Below are 26,424 nucleotides of genomic sequence, written 5' to 3'. Positions count from 1 at the left end.
ACCCTCCGCGCACAGGTGTGCGCACAGGGCGTCCGAAGAGGCCGGAGGACCTCTCTTAGCCACTGTCTAAGACTCTACACCAGACTCTTAGACAGTGGCTAATAGGTTAGTGTTGACCATGCCTTGCGAGCCGCCTGGCATCCCAGCGCTGACGGAACAGCGCCCCAGTGTGAGGTCTTTCGTCATGTCAGACTCAGCTCCCCGCCGCCGCTCCCGGGCGTCGGCGGGTCTGCCGCCGATCACGGCAGAGAAGATCATCGACGCCGCGGTCGAACTGACCGGGGAACGCGGACTCGACGGCTGGTCCATCCGGCAGATCGCCACGCGCCTCGACGTCTGGCCGGGGGTGATCGCCCACCACGTCGGGGACCGCGAGGCGGTGGTCATGGGCGTGGCCGACCGCGTCATCTCGCGCATACCCGTGCCCGACGACGACGTCCCCTGGCGGGACTGGTTCCGCTCCGTGATGTCGGAGGGCCGCACCGTGCTGCGTGAGTTCCCGGGCGTGGCCCGGCGGCTGTGCGTCGTCGGCCCGAACGTGCCCGCCGCGCTCCCCACCATCGACACGGGCATCCGGGTCCTGCTGAAGGCCGGGTTCGGCGCGCACGCGCCCGAGGTGTACCGCTACCTGTTCAACTGCGCGTTCACGCTGGTCGCGGTCGAGGACGACCGGGGCAGCTTCCCCACGGCGCGGGCCGAGATGGGGCGCGCGATGGCCGCCTTCGCCGAGGACGAGACGCATCCGGGTCTCGCCGCGGCCGGCACCACGGCCCGTTCCCGCAGCACCGACCCCGCGGCCGTCGCCGCGCAGGAGACGGAGTTCTTCCGCTTCACGGTCGAACGCTCCCTGGACGGCGCGGAAGCCATGCTGACGTCCCGCTGAAACAACCTGACGGCGCGGCGGGGAGGCCCGGACGACCGCCCGTCCCGGCGCCCCGGCCGCGCCGCCCGCGTCCTCGCGCCCTCGCCCGGCTCCCTCGGACAGCGGCACCCCCCCACGCACAGCCCGCTCAGCGCCCGTACGGCCGCGCCGCGCCGCCCGGCCCCGCCGTCCCCGGCCCGGCACCTCCGCCCCGTACATACAGCCGTACAGTCGTACGGCCGTACAGTCGCCACAGGTGCAGCCACACAGCCGAACGGCGGCAGCCCCGGCCCCCCTCGGAGGGGGCCGGGGCTGCCGCCGTCGTAGCGGTCGGGTCAGGCCGTGGGCTGGCCCTGGTCGGCGTGGTCGTCGCTGAGGACGGCCGTCAGATAGCCCGCTATCTCGCCCACCGTGGGGTAGTTCCACAGCAGCGTCGCGGGCAGTGCGACGCCCAGGTCGCGTTCGAGCGCCACGCGCAGCGCCGCGGCCAGCAGCGAGTCGACGCCGGCCTCGCTCAGCGGGCGGTGGTCGCCCACGGCGGCGGGCTGGACCCCGAGGACGGCGGCGACCCGGGCGCGGACCCCGTCGAGCAGGTACGCGGTCAGTTCGTCGCCGCTCAGACCGACCCAGTCGGGCACCTCGGCAGGCTGCCCCGCCTCGCCGAGGGCCAGGTCGGACAGGAGCGCGGGACGCGGTCCGGTGTGCCCGGGGCGCAGGCCCAGCACGGCGACCAGAGCGCTCGACGGGTGGCCCACCGTCTGGTCGAAGGCCCGCAGCGCGCGGTCCGGAGCGATGTCGGTGGTGCCGCGGGCGGCGAGTTCGACGTCGGTGGCCTCCGCCGACGTGGCCATGCCGAGCCCGCGCCAGCTGGTCCAGGCGAGGGACACCGTCTCCCCGTGGCCGCCCGCGCGCCGGTGCGCGGCCAGCACGTCGAGGAAGGTGTTGGCGGCGGCGTACGCGCCCTGGCCGGGCAGGCCGAGCAGCGGTCCGGCGGAGGAGAACAGGACGAAGAAGTCGGTCGAACCGGGCGGGAACAGCTCGTGCAGGACCAGCGCGCCGTCCGTCTTGGGCCGCATCACGGCCCGCAGGTCGTCCGCCTCCAGCCGGTGCAGCAGCGCGCTGTGGACGGTGCCCGCGGCGTGCACGACGCCCCGCACCGGGGGCAGTTCGAGCGCGTCGAGCGCCGCGCGGGTCGCGACCGGGTCGGTGATGTCGGCGGCGACCGTGCGGACGGTGACCCCGGCCGCCTCCAGCCGCCGCAGCGCCGCGACGCGCGGGTCGTCGTCGGACCACCGCGACCGCGGCGGCACCGGCGTACGGCCCAGCAGCACGATGCGGCGCGCGCCGCGCTCGGCGAGGTGCCCGGCCAGTTCGAGTCCGAGCACGCCGAGACCGCCGGTGATCAGATAGGTGCCGTCGGGCCGGCAGGCGAACGGCTCGCCGCCCGGGACGAGTTCGGCCGGGGCCAGCCGCGGCACCCGCACGCCCTCGGCGGTGAGCGCGACCACGGGCTCGGCCGGCCGGAGGTGCAGCAGCCCGAACAGCAGCCGGACCGGCAGCTCGGCGGGCGGTCCCGACGGGAAGTCGACGACCCCGCCCCAGAACTCGGGGTGCTCGCTGGCGGCGACCCGGCCCATGCCCCACAGCGGGGACTGGGCGAGCGCGTCGGCGTCCACGGCCTCGCGCACACCCGAGGTCAGGCACCACAGCAGCGGCCTGCGGCCGGGCAGCGCCGCGATGTCGGCCACCAGCCGCGCGAACTCCACGGCCACATCGGCCGGTTCGGCGCCCTGGGTGCCGTCCGGCAGTCCGGGGGCGAACAGGACGTGGTCGGCCTCGGCCAGGGCCGCCCGGTCGGCGCTCACGGTCACCCCGTGGGCGGCGGCCTCGGGCACCAGCGCGCGGGCCGCCTCGGTGGAGCCGAGCACCAGCACGGTGCGGCCGGTCAGCCGGGTCGGGGCGGCGGCGTCCACCGGGAAGGGCTGCCAGACGACGTCGAAGCGGCCGTCGGTGCTCTGCTCCTCGCCGGACAGGTCGCCGTCCAGCTCGCCGTAGTGCAGACCGCGCAGCGACAGCAGCGAGCCCGCGTCCTCGCCCTCGCCGCGGATGTCGACGTGCACGGAGGTGGGCCGGTCCGCGTCCAGGCGTACGGCGATGACGGCGCGGCGCGGCGCCGGGCCGGTCCGGGTGACCTGGTCGACATGGGCGGGCATGCGCAGCACGGCCGGGCCGGAGAAGATCACCGAGGCCATGGACAGCGCGGCGTCCAGGATCGCGGCCCAGCTGCGGTCCAGCGGGGCGCTCGCGACGGCGGTGAGGGTGCCCTCGCCGCGGTGCAGGGTGTCGATGGTCCAGGGGTATCCCATGTCGGCGACGCCGAGTTCGGCCAGCCGCTCCACGACGTGACCGGGGTCCAGCTCCTCGGGGCCCCGCACGACCGGGAGCGGGGTCGCCGCCTCCTCGGTGCCGTCGGCGCCGGCGGTGGCGAAGGTGTGCGTGGACCAGGCCGTGTCGGGGGCGCCGAGGCGGCGGGAGACCAGCCGCAGCGCGGTGCCCTCGCGGACGATCTGCACCTCGCGCGTCTCGGTCTGCGGGACCACCACCGGCTGGCGCAGCCTGAGGTCGGACAGGGTGTCGGTGCGGCCCGCGGTGAGGAAGGTGTTGATGAGGACCGCGGCCGGGACGATCTCGGTGCCGAGGACGGGGTGGCGGCGCGGGTAGGGGCGGGTGCGCAGGTCGAGGGTGGTCTGCCAGACCCGGGTGCGCGAGCCGTGCACCGCGGTCTCGGTGCCGAGCAGGGTGTCCACCGGGGACTCGGTGCCGGTGCGGGCGTCGACCCAGTGCCGTTCGTGCTGCCAGGCGGCGGTGGGCAGGGCGGTCAGCGTGCCCGCGGGCTGGAGCACCGACCAGTCGACGGGGACGCCGTGGCAGTGCAGCCGGCCCAGCGAGGTGAGCAGCGCGGTCCGCTCGGGCTGGCGGCGGCGCAGGCTGGGGATGACGAGGGCGCCGGGCAGGTTGGCGACGACCTCGGTGATCGAGTGGCTGACCACCGGGTGCGCGGAGATCTCCAGGAACAGCCGGTGACCGTCCTCGACGGCGGCCTGCACGGCCTGGTGGAAGCGGACCGGGTTGCGCAGGTTGGCCGCCCAGTAGCGGGCGTCCTGGCGCTGCCCGGAGCGCGGGTCCTCGACGGCGGTGAGATAGAGCGGCACCTCGGGCGTACGGGGTTCGAGGTCGGCGACGGCCACGGCGAGGTCGGCGGCGGCGCCGTCCATGTGCGGGCTGTGGAAGGCCACGTCGGAGTCGATGCGGCGGACGGTCCAGCCCAGCGACGCCCACTGCTCGGCGGCCCTGTCCACGGCCGGGACGTCACCGGCGACGACCGTGGAGGAGGGCGCTGCGGCGATGGCCGCGCACAGGGTGGCGTCGTCGCCGATGTGCTCGCGGACCTCGTCGAACGGCCGGTCCACCATGATCATCGCGCCCTTGCCCGCGGCCCGGCGCAGCAGCACGGAGCGGCGGCAGACCAGCCGGGCGCCGTCCTCCTCGCTGAGCACCCCGGCGGCGACCGCGGCGGCGATCTCGCCGACCGAGTGGCCGATGACGGCGCCCGGCCGCACGCCGTGGCGGCGCCAGACCCGCGTCAGACCGACCTGCACGGCGAACAGCATGGACTGGATGATGTCCACCGAGCCGAGGTCGTCGCCGGTGAGGACCTCGCGCGGGGTGACGCCCAGCTCCTCGGCGTAGACGGGACCGAGGCGGTCGATCGCGGCGGCGAACACCGGCTCGGTGGCGAGCAGTTCGCGGCCCATGCCGGCCCACTGGGCGCCGTGCCCGGAGAACACCCACACGGGGTGGCGGGCCGGTCCCGAGGTCTCGCCGGTGAGGACGGCCGGGTGCGGGCGGCCCTCGGCCAGCGCGGCGAGTCCTTCGGCGAGTTCGTCCCGTCCGGCGGCGACGACGGCCGCGCGGGCGCCCAGGTGGGCGCGGCGGTGGGCGAGGGTGTGGCCGGTGTCGGCGAGGGTGTGGCCGTCGAGCGCGGCGGCGAGGCGGGCGGCCTGGCCGACGATGCCGAGTCCGGTGCCGGAGGAGAGCGGGTACAGGGTCGCCGTCCCGGCCTCGGCGGGCTCCGCCGCGGGCTCGGCGGCGGGAGCGGGCGGCGCCTGTTCGAGGACGACGTGCGCGATGGTGCCGCCGTACCCGTAGCTGGCCACGCCCGCCAGGCGGGCGCGGTCGGAGCCGGGCCAGGCGGTCGCCTCGGTGACCAGGCGCAGTCCGGCGGTCTCCCAGGGGATGTCGCCGCGCGGGCCGCGGGTGGACAGGGTGGGCGGGATGGTGCCGTGCTCCATGGCGAGCGCGGTCTTGATGAGCCCGGCAATGCCGGCGGCGGCCTCGCAGTGCCCGATGTTGGACTTCACCGAGCCGATCAGGCACGGCCGGGCGCCCTCGGGCCGGTCGCCGACGACCTCGGCGAGCGCGCTCGCCTCGATGGGGTCGCCGACCCGGGTGCCGGTGCCGTGCGCCTCGACGTAGTCGACGTCGTGCGGGGCGACGCCCGCTGCCTCGTACGCCTTGCGCAGCAGGTGGGCCTGCGCGGTCGGGCTGGGCGCCATGATGCCCTCGGTGCGGCCGTCCTGGTGGACGGCGCTGCCGCGGATCAGGGCCAGCACGCGGTCGCCGTCGCGCCGGGCGTCGGAGAGCCGCTTGAGGACGACGATGCCGCAGCCCTCGCCGCGGCCGTAGCCGTCGGCGGCGTCGTCGAAGGCCTTGGAGCGGCCGTCCGGGGAGATGGCGCCCGCCCGGTCCAGGACGGTGGTCAGGCCGGGGCCCGCCATCAGCATGACGCCGCCGGCCAGCGCCACCGGCACCTCACCGGCGCGCAGGCTCGCGCACGCCTGGTGGACGGCGACCAGCGAGGAGGAGCAGGCGGTGTCCACGGCCAGGGAGGGGCCGCGCAGGTCGAGCGTGTAGGAGATGCGGTTGGGCACGCCGCACAGCGAGGAGCCGATGCCCGTCCACGCCTCGACGCCGGGCAGGTCCTCCAGCAGCCGGCGGCCGTAGTCGTCGGTGCCGACGCCGACGAACACACCCGTGTCGGTGCCGGCCAGGGAGGTGGGCGCGATACCGGCGTGCTCCAGCGCCTCCCAGGCGACCTCCAGCGCGATGCGCTGCTGCGGGTCGAGCTGGCGGGCCTCGGTCGCCGAGATGCCGAAGAAGGCGGCGTCGAAACCGGCGATGTCGCCGAGGAAGGACCCGTTCGGGGTGACGCGGGTCAGCACGGCCGCGTTCTCCCGCGACTGCGCGCGCTGCGGCGCCCACCGGTCCTCGGGTACGGGGCCGGACGCGTCCACCGCGTCCATCAGCAGGTCCCACAGCGCCTCGGGCGAGTCGGCGCCGCCGGCGAAGCGGCAGCCGATGCCGATGACGGCGATGGGTTCCGTGGGGCTCGGGGGCAGGGGGGACAGCTCACTCATGGGTTCACCGCTCACGAGTCGGCGCCGTCCGTGGCGGACGGCGTGGGAAAGGAGGCGTCGGGACGGGGCAGGGAGACGGGCGGGCGGACGGGCGGCGGAACGAACGGGACGGGTCCGGCGCCGGGCGTCCCGGGACGGGACGGGACGGGACGGGGCGGGCCCGTATGGGCCGGGGCGGAACGGGGCGGGGCGGGCCCGTATGGGCCGGGGCGGAACGGGGCGGGCGAGGCATCGGACGTCCCGTCCCAGGGCGGGGCGGGCCTGTACCGGGGCCGGTACGGGGCAGGCCCACCGGTCCCGTACCGGGGGGACCGTCTCGGGGCGGGCCGACCCCGGATGGGTCGGCCCCGGGCGGGCTGGTCCCGGATGGGCCAGTCCCAGGCGGACTGGTCCCGGATGGGCCAGCCCCAGGCAGGCCAGTCCCGGGCGGGCTGGCCCTAGGTGGGCCAGTCCCAGGTGGACCGGTCCCGGACGGGTCGGCCCCAGGCGGGCCAGTCCCAGGTGGGCCGGCCCTAGGCGGGCCAGTCCCAGGTGGGCCGGCCCTAGGCGGGCCAGTCCCAGGTGGACCAGTCCTGGGCGGACCGGTCCCAGGCGGGCTGGTCCCGGACGGATCAGCCCCAGGCGGCCCCACGCCGGGCCGGACCCGGACGGACCGGACCCGGCCGGCCCCGCGCCGGGCCGGACCCGAACCGGACCCGGGCGGGCCGGTCCGGCGAAGGCCGGGTCCGGTGCGGGACTGGCCGCCGCGCCGCCCGTCCGCCCGCGCGCCGCCCCTGCACCCGCGCACCGCCCCTCCGCCCGCGAGGCGTCAGAAGTACATGACCGCCTTGTCCCAGTCCTCGTCCTCCGCGAAGAGGTAGCGGGCCTTGAGGATGTCGCGCTGGGCGGTGAGGGCCTCCGCCGGGACGAGGGTGCCCGGGGCGAGGCCGGTGATGCGGTGCGGGACCCCCAGTTCGCGGTCGAGCGAGGCGCCGAGCTCCTTGACGGCCCGCTGCCGCACCGGCTCGGGCGCCTCGAACTCCAGCTCCAGCACGTCCGGGTGGGCCTTGGCCCGCCAGAACATCACCTCGTACGCGGCCGGCAGGGAGAACACCAGCTCCTCAAGACGCTGCTGGGTGACGGTCGCCGGACCGATCCGGTGACCGGTGCCGGCCCGCCCCAGCACGGTGACCGTGGGCAGCAGCCAGCCGCAGCCGCACGGGTCGGTGGACACCTCGACGTCGTCGGCGAGGTTGTAGCGCAGCAGCGGCATCGCGTCCCGGTACAGCGGGGTGACGACCATCTGGCCGCGGCCCGCCTCGGAAAGTGTGCCGGTCCTCGGGTCGTACACCTCGAAGATCGCCCGGTCCGCCCACAGGTGCATCCGGCCCTCGGGGCACTGCCCGGCGATGGTGCCGGTCTCCGTGGAGCCGTACTCCTCGACGACCGGGATGCCGCCCCAGATCTCGCTGAGCCGGCGGCGGCGCACCTCGGTCAGCGGCTCGGCGGCGGTGAACATGGCCCGCAGATGCGGGAAGTCCTGGTCGGGCCGGAGCCCGGCGGCCTTGGCGGCGGCGGCCAGCATGGTGATCTCGGTCGGGTTGCACCAGGTGAGCGTCACGTCGAGGGTCTTCAGGACGCGCACCATGCGGGAGAGCGGGGTGGCCAGCGAGCGGGCGTCGCCGGGGACGACGGTCGCGCCGCGCAGCCGGCCGGCGGCCTGGGCGAGGTGGCCGGTGATGACCAGGCCGTAGGGGGTGCGCACCAGGAAGGTGTCGGAGGGGTGGATGCCGGTCCACTTGCGGGCGAAGCGCTCGGCGAGGTCGGTCCAGTCCTCCTCCGTGTAGTAGGAGGCGGTGGGTTCGCCCGCGGTGCCGCTGGACTCGTGGTAGGTGGCCAGGTGTTCGCGCCCGACCGCGAGCATCCCGAAGGGGTACTGGTCGCGCAGGTCCTGCTTGGCGGTCACCTCGACGCCGGCGAAGTCGTCCGCGGTGCGCGGCGGTGTGGTGCCGCGGTAGCGGGCCGCGTAGAAGGGCGAACGGAGTGCCTGCGCGAGGACCCTCGGCAGCTGGGACCGCTGGAGCTCGGCCAGTTCGGCCGGGCTCGACCAGTCACCAAGTTCCGGACGCGAGCGCGACATTGGGATCTCCCTCGTGTGTGCCCTGGGGCCTGTCGTACGGATCAGCCCGGGGCCGCGGGGCCGACGCGCGCCCCGCTCACCGGCGTTCGCCCGGTGCTGTCCTGTGCTCCGCGGAACCCGCGGGCCGCGGATCCGTGGGGATCCGCGGCCGTTCAGGGATCCGGGAGGACAGGCCCCGGCCGCGCGAGGTGTCACGCGGCGGCTGCGCTGAAGGCAGCACATCACCGGGGGCGGGGCGGCAACGCGAGTAGTCGCCACTCAATTCGCCCACCGGGCCCGTCGGGCGGCCCGGGGCCCCGCCGCCGCACGTGGGCGCCCTGCCGCCGCCGTGGCCGGGGCCGCTGCGGGCGCGCCGGGTCCGGGCGGCGGCCGAGGACCGGTTGAGTACCGCCTACTCATGAGGGTCCGGCGGCCCCGGTGCTGTGCTTGCGGCCGAGACACCCGGCGGCCACCGGAGCACGCCCGGCACCTGTCCGGCCACCGCCCGCACCGCACCACACCACCCGCACCGCCGCCACCGCCGCCACCGGCACCACCGCCGCCGCCACCGGCGCCGCACCGCACCACCCGCACCGCCGTACGCCTCTCCCCCACCTCTTCCCCCACCCATTCGCCAGGACACGCACAGGACATGAAGGAGTCGGCTCGATGAGGACTGCGAACCTGTATCTCGCCGGGATCGGCAGCCACCTGCCGCCCCTGTTCCCGGCCGAGCGGGCGGTCGCGGAGGGGCTGTACGACGAGGAGGCGCGGCAGTCCTCCGGGATGCGCTCGGCCGCCGTCAGCGCCTCGACCCCGGCCCCGCAGATGGCGATCGACGCGGCGCGGGCCGCGCTGGAGTCCTCCGGGCACGACGCGGACGACATCGGCATCCTGCTGCACAGCTACACCCACCACCAGGGCCCCGACGGCTGGTCGGCGGTGCACTACATCCTGAACAACACCGTGGACCGCCCGGTGCCCGCCGTGGAGATCAAGCAGGGCTGCCTCGGCATGCTGGCCTCGCTGGACGTGGCCGCCGCACGGCTGATCGCCAACCCGACGCACGACGCCGCGCTGATCACCACCGGCGACAACTACTCCACCCCCGGGGTGGAACGCTGGCGCGCCTCGGGCCTGTTCGTGCTCGCCGACGCGGGCTCGGCCGTGGTGCTCTCGCGCCGCTCCGGCTTCGCCGAACTGCTCGCCCTGGACTCGCTGTCGGACTCGTCCATGGAGATCCTGCACCGGGCCGGCGAGGAGCTGTTCCCGCCCGGCGTCACCCGGGGCCGCGGGCTGAACTTCGCCGAGCGCGCCGAGAAGGTCCGCGAGCAGTGGGCGGCCGGCCAGGCCCCGCCGATCAAGAACTTCGGCGACCGGGTCGCGGAGGTCACCGAGCGCGTCCTGAAGCAGGCCGACGTGTCCTGGGACCAGATCGCCAAGGTGTGCCACGTCGGCTTCGGCCGGCCGGCGCTGGAGGCGATGTTCCTGCTGCCGCTGGACGTCCCCGAGGAGAAGACGGTCTGGGACCACGTCAACACGATCGGGCACACCGGCGCCGCCGACCTCTTCCTGGGCCTGGAGCACGTGTGGCGCACCGGTCAGGTCGGGCCCGGCGACCACGTCCTGCTGATCGGCGCGAGCACCGGCATGGAGGCCGGCGCCGCCGTCGTGCGGATCGCCGAGGCAGCTCCCGGGTCCGCCGCCGGCTCCCAGGGGGGCGGCGATGCTTGAGGGTTGCGTCCCCTGGCCCGAGGACATCGCGGCGCGCTACCGCGAGGAGGGCATCTGGCGCGGTGACACGCTCGGCACGGTGCTGCGCGAGGCCGCCCGCCGCCACGGCGAGCGGACCGCGCTGGTGCACGGCGAACGCCGCATCAGCTACGCCGAACTCGACCGCTGGGCCGACCGGCTGGCCGCCGGGTTCGCCGCGCACGGGCTGAGGGCCGGCGACCGGATCGTGGTGCAGCTGCCGAACGTGCCCGAGTTCGTGGCGATCGCCTTCGGGCTGACCCGGCTCGGCGCGAAACTGGTCTTCTCGCTGCCCGCGCACCGGGCCACCGAACTGGTCCACCTGGTCGAGCTGAGCGGCGCCGTGGGCTTCCTGGTGCCCGAGTCGCACCGCGGCCACGACCACCGCGAGCTGGCCCGGCAGGTGAAGGCCGAGACCACCACCCTGAAGACGCTGTTCGTGCTGGGCGCCAAGACCGAGGGGTTCGTCTCGGTCGCCGAGCTGGAGACGGCGGTCCCCGACCCGCGGCCGCTGCCCGAACCCGACGCGTCGGACGTGGCGTTCTTCCTGCTGTCGGGCGGGACCACGGCCCTGCCGAAGCTGATCCCGCGCACCCACGACGACTATGTGTACATGTCGGGCCGGGCCGCGGCGGTGTGCGAGCTGGCCGAGGACGACGTGTATCTGGCCGTGCTGCCCATCGAGTTCAACTTCGCCTTCGGCTGCCCCGGTCTGCTCGGCACGTTCCTGACCGGGGGCACCGCCGTCCTCGCCGACACGCCCAACCCGCTGGACTGCTTCCCGCTGATCGAGAAGCACGGCGTCACCGTCACCGCGATGGTGCCGTCCATCATGACGCTGTGGCTGGAGGCGGCCGAGTGGTCCGGGGAGGACCTGTCGACGCTGCGGCTGGTGCAGGTCGGCGGGGCCCGGATGACCCGCGAGTTCACGGAGCGGATCCAGCCCGTGCTGGGCGCCCGGCTCCAGCAGGTGTTCGGCATGGCCGAGGGCCTGCTCACCTTCAGCCGCCCGGACGACCCGGCCGACGCGGTGCTCACCACGCAGGGCCGGCCGGTCTCCGACGCCGACGAGGTGCTCATCCTCGGCGAGGACGGCACCCCGTTGCCCCCCGGCGGCATCGGCGAGCTGGTCACCCGCGGCCCGTACACGCTGCGCGGCTACTACCGGGTGCCCGAGTACAACCGGCGGGCCTTCACCCCGGACGGCTTCTTCCGCACCGGTGACCTGGCCCGGCTCACCGAGGACGGCGACCTGGTCATCGAGGGCCGGATCAAGGAGACCATCATCCGCGGCGGTGACAAGATCGCCGCCGGTGAGGTCGAGGACCTGCTGCTCACCCACCCGGACATCGCGGCGGCGGCCGTCATCGGCGTACCCGACGAGTTCCTGGGCGAGCGGATCTGCGCGTTCCTGGTGGCCGGCGGTCCCGAGGTGGCCCTGGCCGACCTCAAGCAGGCGGTGCACGCACGGGGCGTGGCCGACTACAAGCTGCCCGATCTCGTGCACTACCTGCCCGAACTCCCCCTGACCCCGCTCGGCAAGGTCGACAAGAAGGCGCTGGCCCGACATGCCGCGTCCGAGCAGGAAGGCTGACGTGGACATCACCGCATTCCCGACCGAAGACGAACTGCGCGCCACCGTCGCGCCCGTACTGGGCCTCGCGCCGGAGCGGATCGAGCCGGACGCCAGTCTGGTGCTGCTCGGGCTCAGCTCGCTGGAGATCATGCGGCTGGTCAGCCGCTGGCGCAAGGCGGGCGTCCCGGTGCAGTTCGAGGCGCTGGTCGCGGCGCCGACCCTGAGCGGCTGGCTCGCCCACTTCGACTCGCTGCGCGCCTCCGCGCCGACCGCGCCCGGAGCGGCGTGATGGGGGCCCGGCTGATCACCGGCGGCACCGTCTACACCGCCGACGCCCAGGAGTCCGTGCACGCCCGCGGGGCGGTGCTGACCGTGGACGACAAGGTCGTCGCGGTGGGTCCGGCCGCCGAGGTGGAGCACGCCGTCCAGGCGCTGGACCCGGCCGTGCGCTCGGAGCTGCGCCGCCTCGACGCGAGCCGGATGATGGTGCTGCCCGGCTTCGTGAACGCCCACTGGCACGAGATGTTCGCCATGGGCTTCACCATGCGCGGCGCGCTGCGCCCGCCCTCCGACCGCGCCGACCAGGTCGCGTTCATGGGCGGCGGCGGTGACATGCACCAGATCTCCGCCACCTTCGACCGGTTCGACGGCCTCATCGAGGCGATGACCGAGGACGAGGCGCGGGCCATCGCCGAGTACTCGATGTGGATCCAGTTGCGCGGCGGTGTCACCACGCTCGGCGACATGGGCTCGCTCAACCGGCCGCTGGCCATGGTGGAGGCGGCCCGCCGCCTCGGGATGCGCTTCTCGGCGTCCACCTGGGCGAGCGACGCGGTGCTGGCGCCGGACCGGTCGCGGTTCGTGCGCACCCGGGACGCGGACACGGTGCTCGCCGGGTTCGAGGCGCTGCTCGGCGCCGTCGCCGCCGACCCCACGGGCCGCATCCGGTGCCGCCCGAACGTCTCGTACGTCACCAACATGACGGACGAGCTGGCGCGCGGCATGGCCGAACTCGTCGAGCGGCACGACCTGCCGTTCGCCACGCACGTGGGCGCGCTGCGCAACGAGGCCGACGCGATGCGCGCCTACCACGGGGAGACCGGGGTGCGCCGGCTGGCGGAGGCGGGTCTCGTCGACGAGCGGCTGATGGCCGGGCACAGCGCCTTCCTGGACGACCAGGAGCAGAAGCTGATGCTCGCCGGGCGGGCGCACATCTCCCACTCCCCCGGCAAGTACGGCCCGTCGGGCGAGTCCGCGCTCACCGAGACCGGTGTCGTCCCGGCGCTGCGCCGGGCCGGTCTGGACGTGTCGCTGTCGACCGACGCGGCGGCGCTGCCGGGCGCGGGCATCGCCGAGACGATGCGCGCGGCCTGGCAGATGTACAACGAGATGAGCGCCGACCAGACCGAGGTGCTGCCCACCGACGCGCTGGCGATGGCCACCCGGATCGCGGCGAAGGGCCTGCGCTGGGACGACGCGGTCGGCAGCCTGGAGCCCGGCAAGCAGGCCGACCTGCTGCTGGTGCGCACGGACGACTGGCGCTATCTGCTCAACCCGCGGCCGCTGGAGAGCTTCCTGTGGCTCGCCGGTTCGGCGGACGTGGACACGGTGATCGTCGGCGGCCGGACCCTCGTGGAGGGCGGCCGGGGCGTGGAGGTCGACGAGGCGGCGCTGCGCGACCGCTACCTCCAGGCACTGCGCGGCTTCACCACCCGCGCCCTGCGCGTTCCCGCGGAAGCGGTCGACCCGGTACTGGCGGAGGTGGCCCGATGAGCGACACCCTCACGGCGACAGGAACAACAGGTACGGCGGGCACGGCGGGCGCCGAGTGGTCCGGCAGCGCGGTGGTCACCGGCGCGGCCGGCGGCATCGGCGCCGAGATCGCCCGCGCGCTGGCGGCGGCCGGTGTCCCGGTGGCGCTGCTGGACCGCGAGCCGGGGGCGCTGCGCGAGCTGGCGTCGGAGCTGAGCGCGGCCGGCGGCACGGTGCTGGCGGTGGCCGCCGACGTCACCGACAGCGCGGACGTGGACGCCGCCGTCGCCAAGGCGGAGGCCGAACTCGGCCCGGTCGCCTACCTGGTGAACGGTGCCGGGGTGCTGCACAGCGGCCCCGCCGAGGAGTTCTCCGACGAGGACTGGGACCACACGCTCGCGGTCAACGCGGGCGGGGTGTTCCGGGTGAGCCGTGCGGTGGCCCGGCTGATGGTCCCGCGCGGGCGCGGCTCGATCGTGACGATCGCCTCCAACGCGGCGCTCACCCCGCGCACGTCGATGGCGGCGTACGCGGCGTCCAAGGCCGCCTCGGCGATGTTCACCAAGTGCCTCGGTCTGGAGCTGGGGCGGCACGGCATCCGCTGCAACGTGGTGGCGCCCGGTTCGACGCGTACGTCGATGCTCACCGCCCTTCAGGGCGACGCGGCCGTGCGCGCCTCGGTGGACGGGGTGCCCGACGCGTACCGGGTCGGTATCCCGCTGGGCCGGATCGCCGAGCCCGCGCACATCGCCGACGCGGTGCTGTTCCTGCTGTCCGACCGGTCCGCGCACATCACGCTCCAGGACCTGACCGTGGACGGCGGCGCGGCCCTGGGCGCCTGAGGCCCGCCGCGCCGGCCGTCCCGTACCGCCCCCGGACCGGCCCCGCCACGGGCCGTGCGCCCGGACCGACTTCCCCGAGGTCCGGGCCGGGATGCGCCCGGGGCCGAATCCCCCGCGGTCCCGGGCGCACACCCCATCCCCCCGCTCCTCCCGACGTCCCCTCGCTTCTCCCGACGCGCTCCCCACGCGCATCCGCCGCCCCACCGGTACTTCAAGCACCACCGGCACCACCGGCTCACCCCCGCCGGGCCCCCGGTCACCGGGGCGCACCCGGCACCGGACGCCGGCCGTTCTCCGACCAGGAAAGGAACCAGACGTGGCGATCGCACCGATCGACCCGTATCCGATGCCACGGACCGCAGAGCTGCCGCCCAACACCGTTTCCTGGCGCGTCGACCCGCACCGGGCGGTGCTGCTGGTGCACGACATGCAGCACTACTTCCTCGCCCCGTTCCGGCACGGCGCGCAGCCGCACACCGACCTGGTCGCGAACGTGGCCCTGCTGCGCGAGCGGTGCGCGGCCGCCGGCGTCCCGGTCGTCTACTCGGCGCAGCCCGGCGACATGACCCCCGCCCAGCGCGGTCTGCTGGCGGACTTCTGGGGCGCGGGCATGTCCGCGGACCCCGAGGACCGGGGCATCCCCGAGGTCCTGGCACCCGGCGAGCGGGACACCGTCCTGGTGAAGTGGCGGGCCAGCGCCTTCCACCGCACCCCGCTCCTCGAACTCCTGCGCGAGCAGGGCCGTGACCAGCTGATCATCTGCGGTGTCTACGCGCAGGTGGGCATCCTGCTGACCGCGTGCGACGCGTTCGCGCACGACATCCAGCCGTTCGTGGTCGCCGACGCGGTCGCCGACTTCACCCCGGACCGCCACCGGATGGCGCTGGAGTACGCCGCCTCCCGGTGCGCCGTCGTGGCGGAGACCGGGACGGTGCTGAGCGAGCTGGCGGCCCCGGCCGCCGCCTTCGCCGGCGAATTCGCGGGAGATCCCGTGGGAGGCCCCTCATGACACCCCCGTACCGGCCCGGGTCCGCGCCCGAGCCGCCGTCCCTGACGGAACTGGCCGAGGGCGGGCAGCCGTTCGCGGTGCTGCACCGGCCGGAGAGCGGCACAGCCGGCCAGGTGGACGTGCTGGTCGGCGACTTCGGCGTGGTCGCGGGGACGGCGGACCTGCCGGTTCCCGAGTCCGGCGAGCCGGGCCGCCACGAGGTGCTGGCCGTGCTGCCCTACCGGGTGATCGGCGAGCGCGGCTACGACCACCACAACGACGGCGAGCCGCTGCTGGTGATGCCGGTGCGCGCGCAGTCGCAACTGCCGGTGGACGAGGTGCTGGACACCGTTCTGGCCTGGCCGTTCGTCACCGGCGAGGGCCGTTTCGACCTCGACGACGAGGAGTACGGCGACCTGGTGCGCCGGGTCCTGGACGAGGAGATCGGGCACGGCTCCGGCGCGAACTTCGTGCTCAAGCGGACCTTCGTCACCGAGGTCCCGGACTGGTCGGCGCGGACCGCCCTGGCGTTCTGGGGGCGGCTGCTGCGCGGCGAGCCCGGCGCGTACTGGACGTTCCTCATCCACACCGGCAGGCGCACCTTCATCGGGGCCAGCCCGGAGCGCCATGTCAGCCTCGACGACGGCGTGGCCGTGATGACGCCGATCAGCGGCACCCACCGCTATCCGGCGGGCGGTCCCGATGCCGGCTCGGTGCTGGACTTCCTCGCCGACGGCAAGGAGACCAACGAGCTGTACATGGTGCTGGACGAGGAACTGAAGATGATGAGCCGCGTGTGCGACGACGCGCACGTGGTCGGGCCGCTGCTGAAGGAGATGGCCCACCTCGCCCACACCGAGTACCGCATCGTCGGGCACAGCGGCCGGGACGTGCGGGAGATCCTGCGCGAGACGCTGCTGGCCCCGACGGTGACCGGCAGCCCGCTGGAGAGCGCCTCCCAGGTGATCGCCAAGTTCGAGCCGGACGCCCGGGGCTACTACGCCGGGGTGGCCGCGCTGATCGGCCGCGACGAGGCGGGCCGGCGGCGGATGGACTCGGCCATCATGATCAGGACGGCGGACGTCGACGCGGCGGGCCGGGTCCGGATCGGGGTCGGCGCCACGCTGGTGCGCGACTCCGACCCCGCCCGGGAGGCCGCCGAGACCTCGGCGAAGGCCGCGGGGCTGCTCGACGCGCTGCGCCGGGTCGCCGACCGGCGCGCGCCCGCGGGACTCGGCGCGGACCCCCGGGTGCGGGCGGCGCTGGCCGCGCGCAACGCGCCGCTGTCGCGCTTCTGGCTGGCCCCGCCGCCCGCCGGGTCCGCCACGCGCGGCAGGATCCTCGTCATCGACGCCGAGGACACCTTCACCGCGATGGGCGCGCTGCAACTGCGCAGTCTCGGCTACGACGTGACGATCCGCCGCTACGACGAGCCGTACCGGCTCACCGGCCACGACCTGGTCCTGCTGGGCCCCGGGCCGGGCGACCCGCGCGAGGTGAACCACGCCAAGATCGCCCATCTGCGGGCGGTCACCGGCAGCCTCCTCAACCTGCGGATCCCGTTCGTCTCGGTGTGCCTGAGCCACCAGGTGCTCGCCTCGCTGCTCGGCCTGGAACTGCGCAGGCTGCACCGCCCGAACCAGGGGGTGCGGCGCACGATCGACCTGTTCGGCGCCGAGCAGCCGGTGTACTTCTACAACACGTTCGCCGCGTACAGCGACAGCGCGCTGCTGGACAGCCCGCACGCGCCCGGTCTGGTCGAGGTCGCCCGCGACCCGGCGAGCGGCGAGGTGCACGCGCTGCGCGGGCCGGGCTTCACCTCGGTGCAGTTCCATCCCGAGTCCGTGATGACCCTGCACGGCGCGGCCATCCTGGACGACCTGGTCACCGGTGCCCTCGCACCTCACCGAGCGGAGCTGACGGCGTGACTTCCCTGCTCGATCCGCCCGCCGCGCACGCGGCGCAGACCAGCTGGCGCCGGCTGCCCGCCGGGCAGCAGCCGTCCTGGCCGGACGCCGCCGCGCTGGACGCGGCGGTCACCGCCCTCGCGTCCGCCCTGCCGCTGGTGACGGCCCGCGAGTGCGATCTGCTCCGGGCCCGGCTCGCCGCCGTCGCGCGCGGGGAGGCGTTCCTGGTCCAGGGCGGCGACTGCGCCGAGGAGCTGGACGCCGTGAACGCGGCGTCCATCGGCCGGACCGCCGGCACCCTCCAGCAACTGGCCGCCGTCCTCGGGTACGCGCGCTCGCTGCCCGTGGTGACGCTGGCCCGGATGGCCGGGCAGTACGCCAAGCCGCGTTCCTCGCCCACCGAGGTGCGCGGCGGCGTGGAGCTGCCGGTGTACCGGGGCGACGCGGTCAACGGGCACGCCTTCACGGCCGCCGCCCGCACCCCCGACCCGCACCGGCTGGTGCGGGTCCACCACACCTCCGCCGCCACCTTGAACCTGGTCCGGGCCTACGGCGCAGGTGAGCACGCCGGGCCCGGCCAGGTGCTGGCGGCGCTGCGGGAGTTCACCGACGCCTCGCCCGAGCGGGACCGCTACGAGGCGCTCACCGCCGAGATCGAGCGGGCGGGCGGCTTCACCGGCACCGGCGACGGCTGGCACACCCCCGGCGAGCTGTTCATGTCGCACGAGGGGCTGCTGCTGGACTACGAGTCGGCGCTGGTCCGCCTGGACCCGGCCACCGGCGGGGCGTACGCCACCTCGGGGCACCTGCTGTGGATCGGAGAGCGCACGCGCCGCCTGGACGGGGCGCACGTGGAGTTCTTCTCCCGGATCAGCAACCCGGTCGCCGTCAAGATCGGGCCGTCCATCGGGACGGACGAACTGCTGCGGCTGATCGGCCGGCTGTCGCCCGAGGGCGTGCCGGGCCGGCTCACCCTGGTGGTCCGGATGGGCGCCGGGAAGATCCGGGACGTGCTGCCGGGCCTGGTCGAGCGGGTCACCGCCGAGGGGCTGCCGGTGGCCTGGGTGTCGGACCCGATGCACGGCAACACGATCAGCGCGCCCAGCGGGCACAAGACCCGCCGGTTCGACGACGTGCTCGACGAACTGGCCGGGTTCTTCGAGGTGCTGACCGGTCTCGGCGCCCATCCCGGCGGTGTCCACCTGGAGCTGACCGGCGACGACGTGACGGAGTGCGTCGGCGGCGGCGACGGGATCGGCTTCGACGACCTGCCCGCGCGCTACCGGTCGGTGTGCGACCCGCGGCTCAACCGCGGCCAGGCGCTGGACCTGGCCTACCGGCTCGCCGAACTCCTCGACACCGCCCGCCCGTCCTCCGGGGCGGTCCGGGAGATCCGGTGACGACGGAGGTGTGGCTGCTGCCCGAGCCCGCCGCGGCGTCCTTCGTCAGCGGGCTCGGCGGCGAGCGGCTGCTCGACGGGACGGAACGCGGCCGCCTGGCCCGGATGCTGACCCCGCGCCAGCGGGGCCACTTCCTGGCCGGGCGGCTGCTGTGCCGGCACGCGCTCAGCGAACGCACCGGGCATCCGGTCGACGGCTGGCGGTTCCCGGTGAACGCGTACGGGCGGCCCGAGCCGTGGCCCGAGCGGTACGGGGTGCGGTTCAGCATCTCGCACACCGACGGGCTCGTGGTCTGCGCCGTGACGGACGGACCGGCGTGCGGGGTGGACGTGGAGGGCCCGCTCTCCGTGGCGTCGGCGGCCCGCGTCGCCCGCTTCCTCGCCCCCTCCGAGCAGGCGGAGCTGGCCGCCCTGCCCGCCGCGGAGCGGCCCGAGCGCACCCGGGAGCTCTGGGTGCTCAAGGAGGCGTACCTCAAGGGTCTGGGCACCGGCGTCCGCCGCGACCTCGACACCTTCACCTTCACCCCGCGCGGCACGGCTCCCCCGCGCGTGCGCGACCCCCTGCACGACACCACCTTCACCTGGCACTTCAGTCTGTTGCGGCCCACCGCGGAGCACACCGTGGCCCTCGCCGTGGAGACGCCAGGGCCCGAGCCGGCGCGGCTGCGGCTGCTGAGCCCGGCGGAGGCGTCCGGCACCGGCACCTGAGCCGGGCACCGGCCCCCCGGATCCGTACGCCCCACGGGTCCGAGGGGCCGCTGTCATGCCCGCGAAGGGGTGCGCGGCCGGAGCGGTACGATTCCCGCCCGCACACGCCCCCTGACGCCCCGCGCCCCGCCCGCGCGCCCCTCAGACGGCCCGCCAGCCGGTCACCACGGCGTCCAGCATCCGCTCGTAGGAGTCGGCGATGGGCAGGCCGGGCGGCTCGTTGCCGGACAGCTCCAGGGAGACCAGGCCGTGGGCGGTGGCCCAGCACGCCAGGGCCACGACCTCGGGTTCCAGCGCTTCGGTGAACTGCCCCGCCCGCTGTCCGCGGCGCACCGCGTCGACCAGCGGCTGGTACATCTCCAGCATCTCGCGCTGCCCCTCGGGGGCGGGCTCGAACTGGGCGAGGCTCTCCAGGAAGAGGATCGCGTACAGGTGCGGGTTCGCGAGCGCGTAGGCGCGGTAGGCGATGCCGAGGCGGATCACGTCGCGCGCCGGGTCGTCGGTGGAGGGCACACCGGCCAGCCGCACCACGAAGAGCCGGGCGGCCTCCTCGTAGAGGCTGGCCAGCAGCCCGGCCTTGTTGCCGAACAGCGAGTAGACCGCCGTGGTCGAGGTCTTCACGTCCGCCGCGAGCTGTCGAAGGCTCAGCGCCGCGGTGCCCCGGTCGAACACCGTGGCGGCCGCGCGGTTGATGAGCCGCTGCCGGAGCGCTTCGTCATGTGTCTTGAGCCTGGCCATTGTCCCACCGTATTGCAACAGCGTTATGAATGGCCCCTGACATCACGTCAGTCTCGCGTCAGGACCGGCCATGGCCTCAGGCGCAAGCCCCTGTGAAGAAGTTTTTTCCAGCGAACCCGCAGGTCACGAGGGGTGTCCTGGGGCCCTTCCGGTTAGACAGTGTGCAAGAGCCCTGGAAGGGGCATTCAAAACGCTGTTACGGTTGGCGCGGCGCCGGACCCTGGCAGGCCTGCGGCGCCCGCTTACTACCCCTAGGGAGAACCATGTTCGAGGCGCTGGGGCGATTCCTCTTCCGCAGGCGCAAACCGCTCCTTGTCCTGACGTTGCTGTTCGCCGTCCTGTCCGGTGCCTACGGCGTCGGCGTCTTCGGCGACATGAAACCCGGCGGGTTCGAGGACCCCGGGTCCGACAGCCGCAAGGCGGCCCAGATCGCCGAGCGGGCGTTCCCGCAGCGGGCGCCGGACGCCGTGGTCGTCTACCGCGACAAGACCCGCACGGTCGACGACCCCGCCTTCCAGAAGTCGGTCAGCGAGACGGTGCAGGCCCTGCCGAAGTCCTCGGTCAGCGGCTACTCCACCTTCTGGATGACCAAGATGCCGGCGCAGGTCAGCCACGACCGGCACGCCACCTATGTGGCGATCAACCTCCAGGGCTCCGACGACAACGCCAAGGAGGTCTCGTACAAGGCGATCAAGGACAAGCTCGCGGCGCCGGGCCTGGAGACCCTGCGCGGCGGTCCGGTCCCCACGGGGCACCAGGCCAGTGACGAGATCGGCAAGGACCTCGGCCTGGCGGAGGGCCTGTCCTTCCCGGTGCTCTTCATCCTGCTGGTGATCGTCTTCGGCGGTCTGGCCGCGGCCAGCCTTCCGCTGTTCGTCGGCGGTCTGTCCATCCTGGGCTCGATGGCGGTGCTGCGGGTCATCGCGCAGCTCACCGACGTGTCGGTGTTCGCGATGAGCCTGGTGACGATCCTCGGTCTCGCGGTCGCCATCGACTACGGACTGCTGATCGTGAGCCGCTACCGCGAGGAGCTGGAGCGCGGCCACACCGGCGAGCAGGCGCTGTCCCGCACGGTCGCCACGGCCGGGCGCACGGTGGTGGTCTCCGGCACCACGGTCGCGGTGGCACTGGCCGGCATGACGTTCTTCCCGTTCGGCTTCCTGAAGTCCATGGCCTACGGCGGTGTGGCCGCGGTCGTGCTGTCCGTCTTCTTCTCGCTGATCGCCCTGCCCGCGGTGCTGGGCGTGCTGGGCGCCAGGGTCAACGCCCTGGCGCTGCGCCGGAACAAGGCGCCGCGCAAGGACGGCCAGGGCGGCTGGTACCGCCTGGCGCAGGGCCTGATGCGGCGTCCGGCGATCGTGGCGGTGGGCACGCTGGCCGTGCTGCTGGCGCTCGCGGTGCCCTTCACCCGGGTCGAGTTCGGCGCCAACGACGCCCGCCAGCTGCCCAACAGCGCCGAGGGGCGGCAGGTCGGCAACGCCCTGGACCGCGACTTCGACAGCGACGCCACCAAGTCCATCGACTCGCTGCTGGTGCTGAAGGGGGACGCCACCTCCCCCCAGCAGGGTGCCGCGCTCAAGTCCTACGCCGACCGGCTGGCCGCCACCAAGGGCGCGACCGGCGCGCAGATCAGCGGCGCCACCGGCACGAACGCGCGGATCTCGGTCACCTTCGACGGGCCCGCGGTCTCCACCCCGGCGCGCGACCTGGTGAACCGGCTCAAGGCGGTGCCGCCGCCGCCCGGCGCCCAGGCGTACTTCGGCGGTGAGACGGCGGTCTTCGACGACACGCTGGACGCGCTCGGCGAGACGCTGCCGTGGATGCTGCTGTACATCGCGGTGGCGACCTATCTGCTGCTGTTCCTGGCGTTCGGCTCGCTGCTGCTGCCGCTCAAGGCCATCGTCATGAACCTGCTGTCGCTGTCGGCCACCTTCGGTGTGCTGGTGTGGGTCTTCCAGGACGGCCATCTGGAGGGCCTGATCCGCTTCGACTCGACCGGCAACATCGAGCCGAACATGCCGATCATGCTGTTCGCGCTGATCTTCGGCCTCTCCATGGACTACGAGGTCTTCCTGGTCTCCCGCATCCGCGAGCAGTACGACCTGCTGGGCGACAGCACCGCCGCCGTGGCGTCCGGGCTCCAGAAGATCGGCCGGCTGATCGTGAACGCGGCGCTGCTGATGTGCGTGCCGCTCGCGGCGATCGCGACCAGCGGGGTGCTCACCATGAAGCTGTTCGGCGTCGGCATGGTGTTCGCGATCCTCGCCGACGTGGCGATCGTGCGCATCCTGCTCGTGCCCGCGGCGATGAAGCTGATGGGCCGGGCCGCCTGGTGGGCCCCCGGGCCGCTGGCCAGGTTCTACAGCAAGTACGGCATCAAGGAGTCCGACGAGGCTCCGGAGGTCAAGCAGCCGGTGCCCGTCGCGGGCTGACGCCCCTCCCGGCGCCGAAGTGCCTTGGTCTCCAAGGCACTTCGGCGCCACTGTTCATCTCCCGCTCACCTTCGGGCACCCTTGCGCGCTTGACATGAAACGCCGGTGGGCGGGTACAGTCGTCCCGGCGTTAGACAGCGTCTAACAGCCGTCCAATCGAAGCGCTTGGAGGCCCGCATGCCCGCGGGAAAGACCGCACTCGGCGCGATTCTCGGCCCGGTCAGGGGAAAGCTGCGCTGGGCGATCGCCGCCCAGGCCGTCTCGGCCGCCGCCGGCGTGGTGCCGTTCATCGCCGTCGCCGAACTGGGCCGGGTGCTGCTCGGCGACGGGGACGACCGCACCGACCGCGCCTGGACGGTCACCGCGATCGGCGCGGGAGCGCTGCTGGTCCGGCTGATCGTCGCGCTCGTGGCCGGCGGGATCTCCCATCTCGCCGACAACGACCTTCAGTTCCACATCCGGCGCAGGCTCGTCGACCGGCTCGGCCGGGTGCCGCTCGGCTGGTTCTCGTCCCGCAACTCCGGCCAGGTCAAACAGGCCGTGCAGGACGACGTCGACGCGATGCACCATCTGATCGCCCACTCGCTGCTGGACATCACCACGGCCACGGTCGTCCCGGCCGCCTCCCTGGCGTATCTGTTCTGGGTGGACTGGCGGATGACCCTGGTGGTGATCGCGCCGCTGCTCATCGGTCTGACGCTGTACAGCGCCACCATGGCGGGCCTGGCGAAGAACCTGCCCGAGTACGACCGGGCGATGGGCCGCATCAACGGCAGCGCGGTGGAGTTCGTGCAGGGCATCGCCGTCGTGAAGACCTTCGGCCAGGCCCGCCGCGCGCACCGCGAGTTCAGCGAGGCCGCCGACGACTTCTCGGAGTTCTTCCTGAAGTGGGTGCGCTCCACCCAGTACTCCAAGGCGGCGGCCGAGATCGTGCTGTCCCCGATCGCGGTGCTGGTGGCCACCCTGGCGGGCGGCGCCCTCTTCGTGACGCGGGGCTGGCTCGACGCCGTGGACCTGCTGCCGTTCGCCCTGCTCGGCATCGGCCTGACCGCGCCGGTGCTGTCCCTGTTCTACGCCGGGTACGAACTGCGCGTGGCCCGCGGCGCGGCCGACCGGGTCGCGGGCATCCTGGACACCCCCGAACTCCCGGTGCCCGAGGCGCCCAGGAGCCCCGAGAGCGACCGGGTCGTCTACCGGGACGTGCGCTTCTCCTACGACGGCGAGCAGGACGCGCTGTCCGGGATCGACCTGGAGCTGGCGCCGGGCACCGTCACCGCGCTGGTCGGGCCCTCCGGTTCCGGCAAGAGCACACTGGCGGCGCTGCTGCCCCGGTTCTGGGACGTCACCGGCGGCTCGGTCAGCGTCGGCGGCGTCGACATCCGGGACATGGCCCTCGACGACCTGTACGGCCGGGTCGCGTTCGTCTTCCAGGACGTGCGCCTGAGCCAGGACACCATTGCGGCCAACATCCGCATGGGCCGCCCGGACGCCGGAGCGGACGAGGTCCGCGCCGCCGCCCGCGCGGCCTGCGTGGACGACGTCATCGAGGCGCTGCCGCGCGGCTACGACTCCGTGATCGGCGAGGACGCGCGGCTCTCCGGCGGCCAGGCGCAGCGGGTGTCCGTGGCGCGGGCGCTGCTCGCCGACGCCCCGGTGATCGTGCTGGACGAGGCCGCCGCGCACGCCGACCCGCACTCCGAGGCGGCCGTGCAGGACGCGCTGTCGGAGCTGACCCGGGGCCGGATCGTGCTGATGATCGCGCACCGGCTGTCCAGCGTCGTCGACGCCGACCAGATCGTGGTGCTGGACGAGGGCCGGATCGTCGAGCGCGGCCGGCACGCGGAACTGGTCGCGGCCGGCGGCCGCTACGCCCGGATGTGGCAGGCCCATGAACGTACGGCCCGCTGGCGCCCGCACGGACCGGGACCGGTGCCCCGGGAACCGGCCGCGGAGTCGGCGGCGGATGTCACGGCGGACGTCGCCGCGACCGGAGGAGTGAGCTGATGATCCGTCGACTCCTGGAGGTGCTGGGGCCCGAGCACGCGCGCCCGGTGCGCCGGATGCTGGTCGCGCTGGTGACGGGCGCGGTGCTCCAGGGCATCGCCTTCGCCCTGCTGGTGCCCGTGCTGGAGGCGCTGTTCGGCTCCGACCCGGACGAGGTCTGGCCGTGGCTGTGGACGCTGGTCGCGGTGGCCGTGCTGTACTGCGCGGTCTACTACTGGAGCCTGCTGGCGGGCTTCGAGGCCGGTGCCGGCCTGGCCAGGAGCCTGCGCCATCGGATCGGCGACCGGGTGGCCGAACTGCCGCTCGGCTGGTTCGCGCCGGAGCGGGTGGGCCAGCTCGGCCAGCTCACCACGAAGAGCGTGATGGACATCATGGGCGTGCCGGCGCATCTGCTGCGGCCCCTGGTGACCAGCTTCGTGACGCCCGCGACCGTGACCGTGCTGATGTACCTGTTCGACTGGCGGCTCGCGCTGGCGGCCACGCTCACCGTGCCGGTCATCGTCCTGGTGTACCGGTGGAGCACCGCGCTGAGCCGGCAGGCGGACCGGGAGCGTACGGCGGCGCGGGCCGTGACCGGCGGCCGGGTGGTGGAGTTCGCCCAGCTCCAGCCGGTGCTGCGGGTGTTCGGCCGGGGCGAGGCCCGCTCGGGGGCCCGGCTCGGCGAGGCGCTGCGCACCCAGCGCGAGGCGTCGCGCCGGGTGCTGGTCACCGGGGTGCCCGGACTGATCGGCTTCAGCCTGGTGGTCCAGGCCGCGTTCACCGCGGTCCTGCTGACCGGCACCTATCTGGCGCTGCACGGCGGTCTGGACGCGGCGAAGCTGCTGGCGCTGCTGGTCCTCGCGGTGCGGTTCACCGAGCCGATCGCCGAGACCGCGATCCTCGGTTCGACGCTGGGTACGGCGCGCTCCGCGCTGGCCCAGGTCGCCGACCTGCTGGCGCAGCCCACGCTGCCGGCGCCGGTCTCGCCGCGCGTCCCCGAGGGCAACCGGGTCGAGTTCGACGACGTCACCTTCGGCTACGACGACGGCAGGCCGGTGCTCTCCGGGGTGTCGCTGACGCTGGCCGAGGGCACGATGACCGCGCTCGTCGGCCCGTCCGGCTCCGGCAAGACCACGGTGAGCAAGCTCGTCCCCCGGTTCTGGGACGTGGACGGCGGCGCGGTCCGGGTGGGCGGCGTGGACGTCCGGGAGATCGACCCGGAGGTGCTGATGTCGCGCGTCTCGGCGGTCTTCCAGGACGTGTACCTCTTCGAGGGCACCATCGCGGACAACATCCGGGTCGGGCGTCCCACGGCGACCGACGCGGAGGTCCGCGAGGCGGCCCGGCTCGCCCGGGTGGAGGAGATCGTGCACCGGCTGCCGGACGGCTGGGACGCCCGGGTCGGTGAGGGCGGCGCGCTGCTGTCCGGCGGTGAGCGGCAGCGGGTGTCGATCGCCCGCGCCATCCTGAAGGACGCGCCGATCGTGCTGCTCGACGAGGCGACCGCCTCGCTCGACCCGGAGAACGAGCAGGCGGTGCAGGACGCGCTGAGCGCGCTGACCGCCGGCCGCACCCTGCTGGTGATCGCCCACCGGCTGCGGACGGTCGCCGCCGCCGACCAGATCCTGTTCCTCGACGAGGGCCGGATCGTGGAACGCGGCACACACGACGAACTCGTCACGGCGGACGGCCGGTACGCGTCGTTCTGGGCCCGGCGCAGCCGGGCACGCGACTGGAGTCTGGCCGGACAGAATTCTTGACGCAAGGCCGATGAGGGCCTCCGCCGGGTAATCCCGGGGAGGCCCTTCGGCGATCCTGGAACATGGAATAAAACCAGCCGGTCCGCTTTATTCATAGCGCCGCCGAAGCGATGTCAGAATTGCCGGTGAGAGCTGCCGCTTACTCGCGAG

16 protein-coding genes are annotated in these 26,424 nt (G+C 74.2%); 13 read left to right on the top strand and 3 right to left on the bottom strand.

The window, feature by feature from the left end; genetic code table 11:
• Nucleotides 1-184: 184 nt before the first annotated feature.
• Nucleotides 185-883 carry a TetR/AcrR family transcriptional regulator gene (locus tag A8713_RS24090; protein WP_064535665.1) on the top strand — a complete coding sequence of 233 codons (699 nt, stop codon included), beginning with the start codon at nt 185-187 and terminating at the stop codon, nt 881-883.
• 314 nt (nt 884-1,197) lie between these two features.
• On the opposite strand, the gene A8713_RS24085 is transcribed toward A8713_RS24090, so the two are convergent.
• Nucleotides 1,198-6,339, bottom strand: coding sequence for a type I polyketide synthase (locus tag A8713_RS24085; protein WP_064535664.1), 5,142 nt, complete (start codon nt 6,337-6,339; stop codon nt 1,198-1,200).
• Between the two features lie 808 nt (nt 6,340-7,147).
• Nucleotides 7,148-8,458, bottom strand: coding sequence for a phenylacetate--CoA ligase family protein (locus tag A8713_RS24080; RefSeq protein WP_064535663.1), 1,311 nt, complete (start codon nt 8,456-8,458; stop codon nt 7,148-7,150).
• Between the two features lie 648 nt (nt 8,459-9,106).
• Between A8713_RS24080 and A8713_RS24075 the strand changes: the two genes are divergently transcribed.
• From A8713_RS24075 to A8713_RS24035, 9 genes are all read left to right on the top strand, one after another.
• Nucleotides 9,107-10,171, top strand: coding sequence for a ketoacyl-ACP synthase III family protein (locus A8713_RS24075; protein WP_064535662.1), 1,065 nt, complete (start codon nt 9,107-9,109; stop codon nt 10,169-10,171).
• Nucleotides 10,164-11,783, top strand: a complete 1,620-nt coding sequence (locus A8713_RS24070; protein ID WP_064535661.1) for a (2,3-dihydroxybenzoyl)adenylate synthase — start codon at nt 10,164-10,166, stop codon at nt 11,781-11,783. The genes A8713_RS24075 and A8713_RS24070 overlap by 8 nt, the downstream gene beginning before the upstream one ends.
• 1 nt (nt 11,784) lies before the next feature.
• Entirely contained in the window at nt 11,785-12,054 is a 270-nt protein-coding gene (locus A8713_RS24065) for a phosphopantetheine-binding protein (RefSeq protein WP_079159104.1), read from the top strand.
• Nucleotides 12,054-13,538 (top strand): amidohydrolase family protein, encoded by a 1,485-nt coding sequence (locus A8713_RS24060; RefSeq protein ID WP_064535659.1) that lies wholly within the window; start codon nt 12,054-12,056, stop codon nt 13,536-13,538. The genes A8713_RS24065 and A8713_RS24060 overlap by 1 nt, the downstream gene beginning before the upstream one ends.
• On the top strand, nt 13,535-14,359 hold the full coding sequence (locus tag A8713_RS24055; protein ID WP_064535658.1) for a 2,3-dihydro-2,3-dihydroxybenzoate dehydrogenase: 825 nt from the start codon (nt 13,535-13,537) through the stop codon (nt 14,357-14,359). The genes A8713_RS24060 and A8713_RS24055 overlap by 4 nt, the downstream gene beginning before the upstream one ends.
• A 316-nt stretch (nt 14,360-14,675) precedes the next feature.
• Nucleotides 14,676-15,368: an isochorismatase family protein gene (locus tag A8713_RS24050; RefSeq protein WP_079159103.1), complete on the top strand. Its 693-nt coding sequence runs from the start codon at nt 14,676-14,678 to the stop codon at nt 15,366-15,368.
• Entirely contained in the window at nt 15,365-17,275 is a 1,911-nt protein-coding gene (locus A8713_RS24045; RefSeq protein WP_079159102.1) for an anthranilate synthase family protein, read from the top strand. The genes A8713_RS24050 and A8713_RS24045 overlap by 4 nt, the downstream gene beginning before the upstream one ends.
• A complete protein-coding gene (locus A8713_RS24040; RefSeq protein WP_107440699.1) occupies nt 17,272-18,654 on the top strand; it encodes a 3-deoxy-7-phosphoheptulonate synthase in 1,383 nt (460 codons plus the stop codon). The genes A8713_RS24045 and A8713_RS24040 overlap by 4 nt, the downstream gene beginning before the upstream one ends.
• A complete protein-coding gene (locus A8713_RS24035; protein WP_079159101.1) occupies nt 18,651-19,361 on the top strand; it encodes a 4'-phosphopantetheinyl transferase family protein in 711 nt (236 codons plus the stop codon). Before A8713_RS24040 ends, A8713_RS24035 begins: the two co-directional genes overlap by 4 nt.
• Before the next feature lie 141 nt (nt 19,362-19,502).
• Here A8713_RS24035 and A8713_RS24030 read toward each other — a convergent pair whose 3' ends face one another.
• A complete protein-coding gene (locus tag A8713_RS24030; RefSeq protein ID WP_018564648.1) occupies nt 19,503-20,099 on the bottom strand; it encodes a TetR/AcrR family transcriptional regulator in 597 nt (198 codons plus the stop codon).
• Between the two features lie 263 nt (nt 20,100-20,362).
• Here A8713_RS24030 and A8713_RS24025 point away from each other — a divergent pair, with 263 nt between their 5' ends.
• From A8713_RS24025 to A8713_RS24015, 3 genes are all read left to right on the top strand, one after another.
• Nucleotides 20,363-22,531 carry an MMPL family transporter gene (locus A8713_RS24025; RefSeq protein ID WP_064535657.1) on the top strand — a complete coding sequence of 723 codons (2,169 nt, stop codon included), beginning with the start codon at nt 20,363-20,365 and terminating at the stop codon, nt 22,529-22,531.
• Nucleotides 22,532-22,708: 177 nt separating this feature from the next.
• On the top strand, nt 22,709-24,535 hold the full coding sequence (locus tag A8713_RS24020; protein ID WP_064535656.1) for an ABC transporter ATP-binding protein: 1,827 nt from the start codon (nt 22,709-22,711) through the stop codon (nt 24,533-24,535).
• Nucleotides 24,535-26,274, top strand: coding sequence for an ABC transporter ATP-binding protein (locus A8713_RS24015; RefSeq protein WP_064535655.1), 1,740 nt, complete (start codon nt 24,535-24,537; stop codon nt 26,272-26,274). Before A8713_RS24020 ends, A8713_RS24015 begins: the two co-directional genes overlap by 1 nt.
• Nucleotides 26,275-26,424: the final 150 nt, after the last annotated feature.

The sequence above is a fragment of the Streptomyces sp. SAT1 genome, from assembly GCF_001654495.1.
GTDB classification, from domain to species: Bacteria; Actinomycetota; Actinomycetes; order Streptomycetales; family Streptomycetaceae; genus Streptomyces; species Streptomyces andamanensis.
This window is presented reverse-complemented; position numbering and strand designations above follow the sequence as displayed.

Bases quoted from the DNA above. Each gene is read 5' to 3' on its own strand.
- A8713_RS24090 (WP_064535665.1), top strand. From the start codon at position 185: ATGTCAGACTCAGCTCCCCGCCGCCGCTCCCGGGCGTCGGCGGGTCTG.
- A8713_RS24085 (WP_064535664.1), bottom strand. From the start codon at position 6,339: ATGAGTGAGCTGTCCCCCCTGCCCCCGAGCCCCACGGAACCCATCGCC.
- A8713_RS24080 (WP_064535663.1), bottom strand. From the start codon at position 8,458: ATGTCGCGCTCGCGTCCGGAACTTGGTGACTGGTCGAGCCCGGCCGAA.
- A8713_RS24075 (WP_064535662.1), top strand. From the start codon at position 9,107: ATGAGGACTGCGAACCTGTATCTCGCCGGGATCGGCAGCCACCTGCCG.
- A8713_RS24070 (WP_064535661.1), top strand. From the start codon at position 10,164: ATGCTTGAGGGTTGCGTCCCCTGGCCCGAGGACATCGCGGCGCGCTAC.
- A8713_RS24060 (WP_064535659.1), top strand. From the start codon at position 12,054: ATGGGGGCCCGGCTGATCACCGGCGGCACCGTCTACACCGCCGACGCC.
- A8713_RS24055 (WP_064535658.1), top strand. From the start codon at position 13,535: ATGAGCGACACCCTCACGGCGACAGGAACAACAGGTACGGCGGGCACG.
- A8713_RS24045 (WP_079159102.1), top strand. From the start codon at position 15,365: ATGACACCCCCGTACCGGCCCGGGTCCGCGCCCGAGCCGCCGTCCCTG.
- A8713_RS24030 (WP_018564648.1), bottom strand. From the start codon at position 20,099: ATGGCCAGGCTCAAGACACATGACGAAGCGCTCCGGCAGCGGCTCATC.
- A8713_RS24025 (WP_064535657.1), top strand. From the start codon at position 20,363: ATGTTCGAGGCGCTGGGGCGATTCCTCTTCCGCAGGCGCAAACCGCTC.
- A8713_RS24020 (WP_064535656.1), top strand. From the start codon at position 22,709: ATGCCCGCGGGAAAGACCGCACTCGGCGCGATTCTCGGCCCGGTCAGG.
- A8713_RS24015 (WP_064535655.1), top strand. From the start codon at position 24,535: ATGATCCGTCGACTCCTGGAGGTGCTGGGGCCCGAGCACGCGCGCCCG.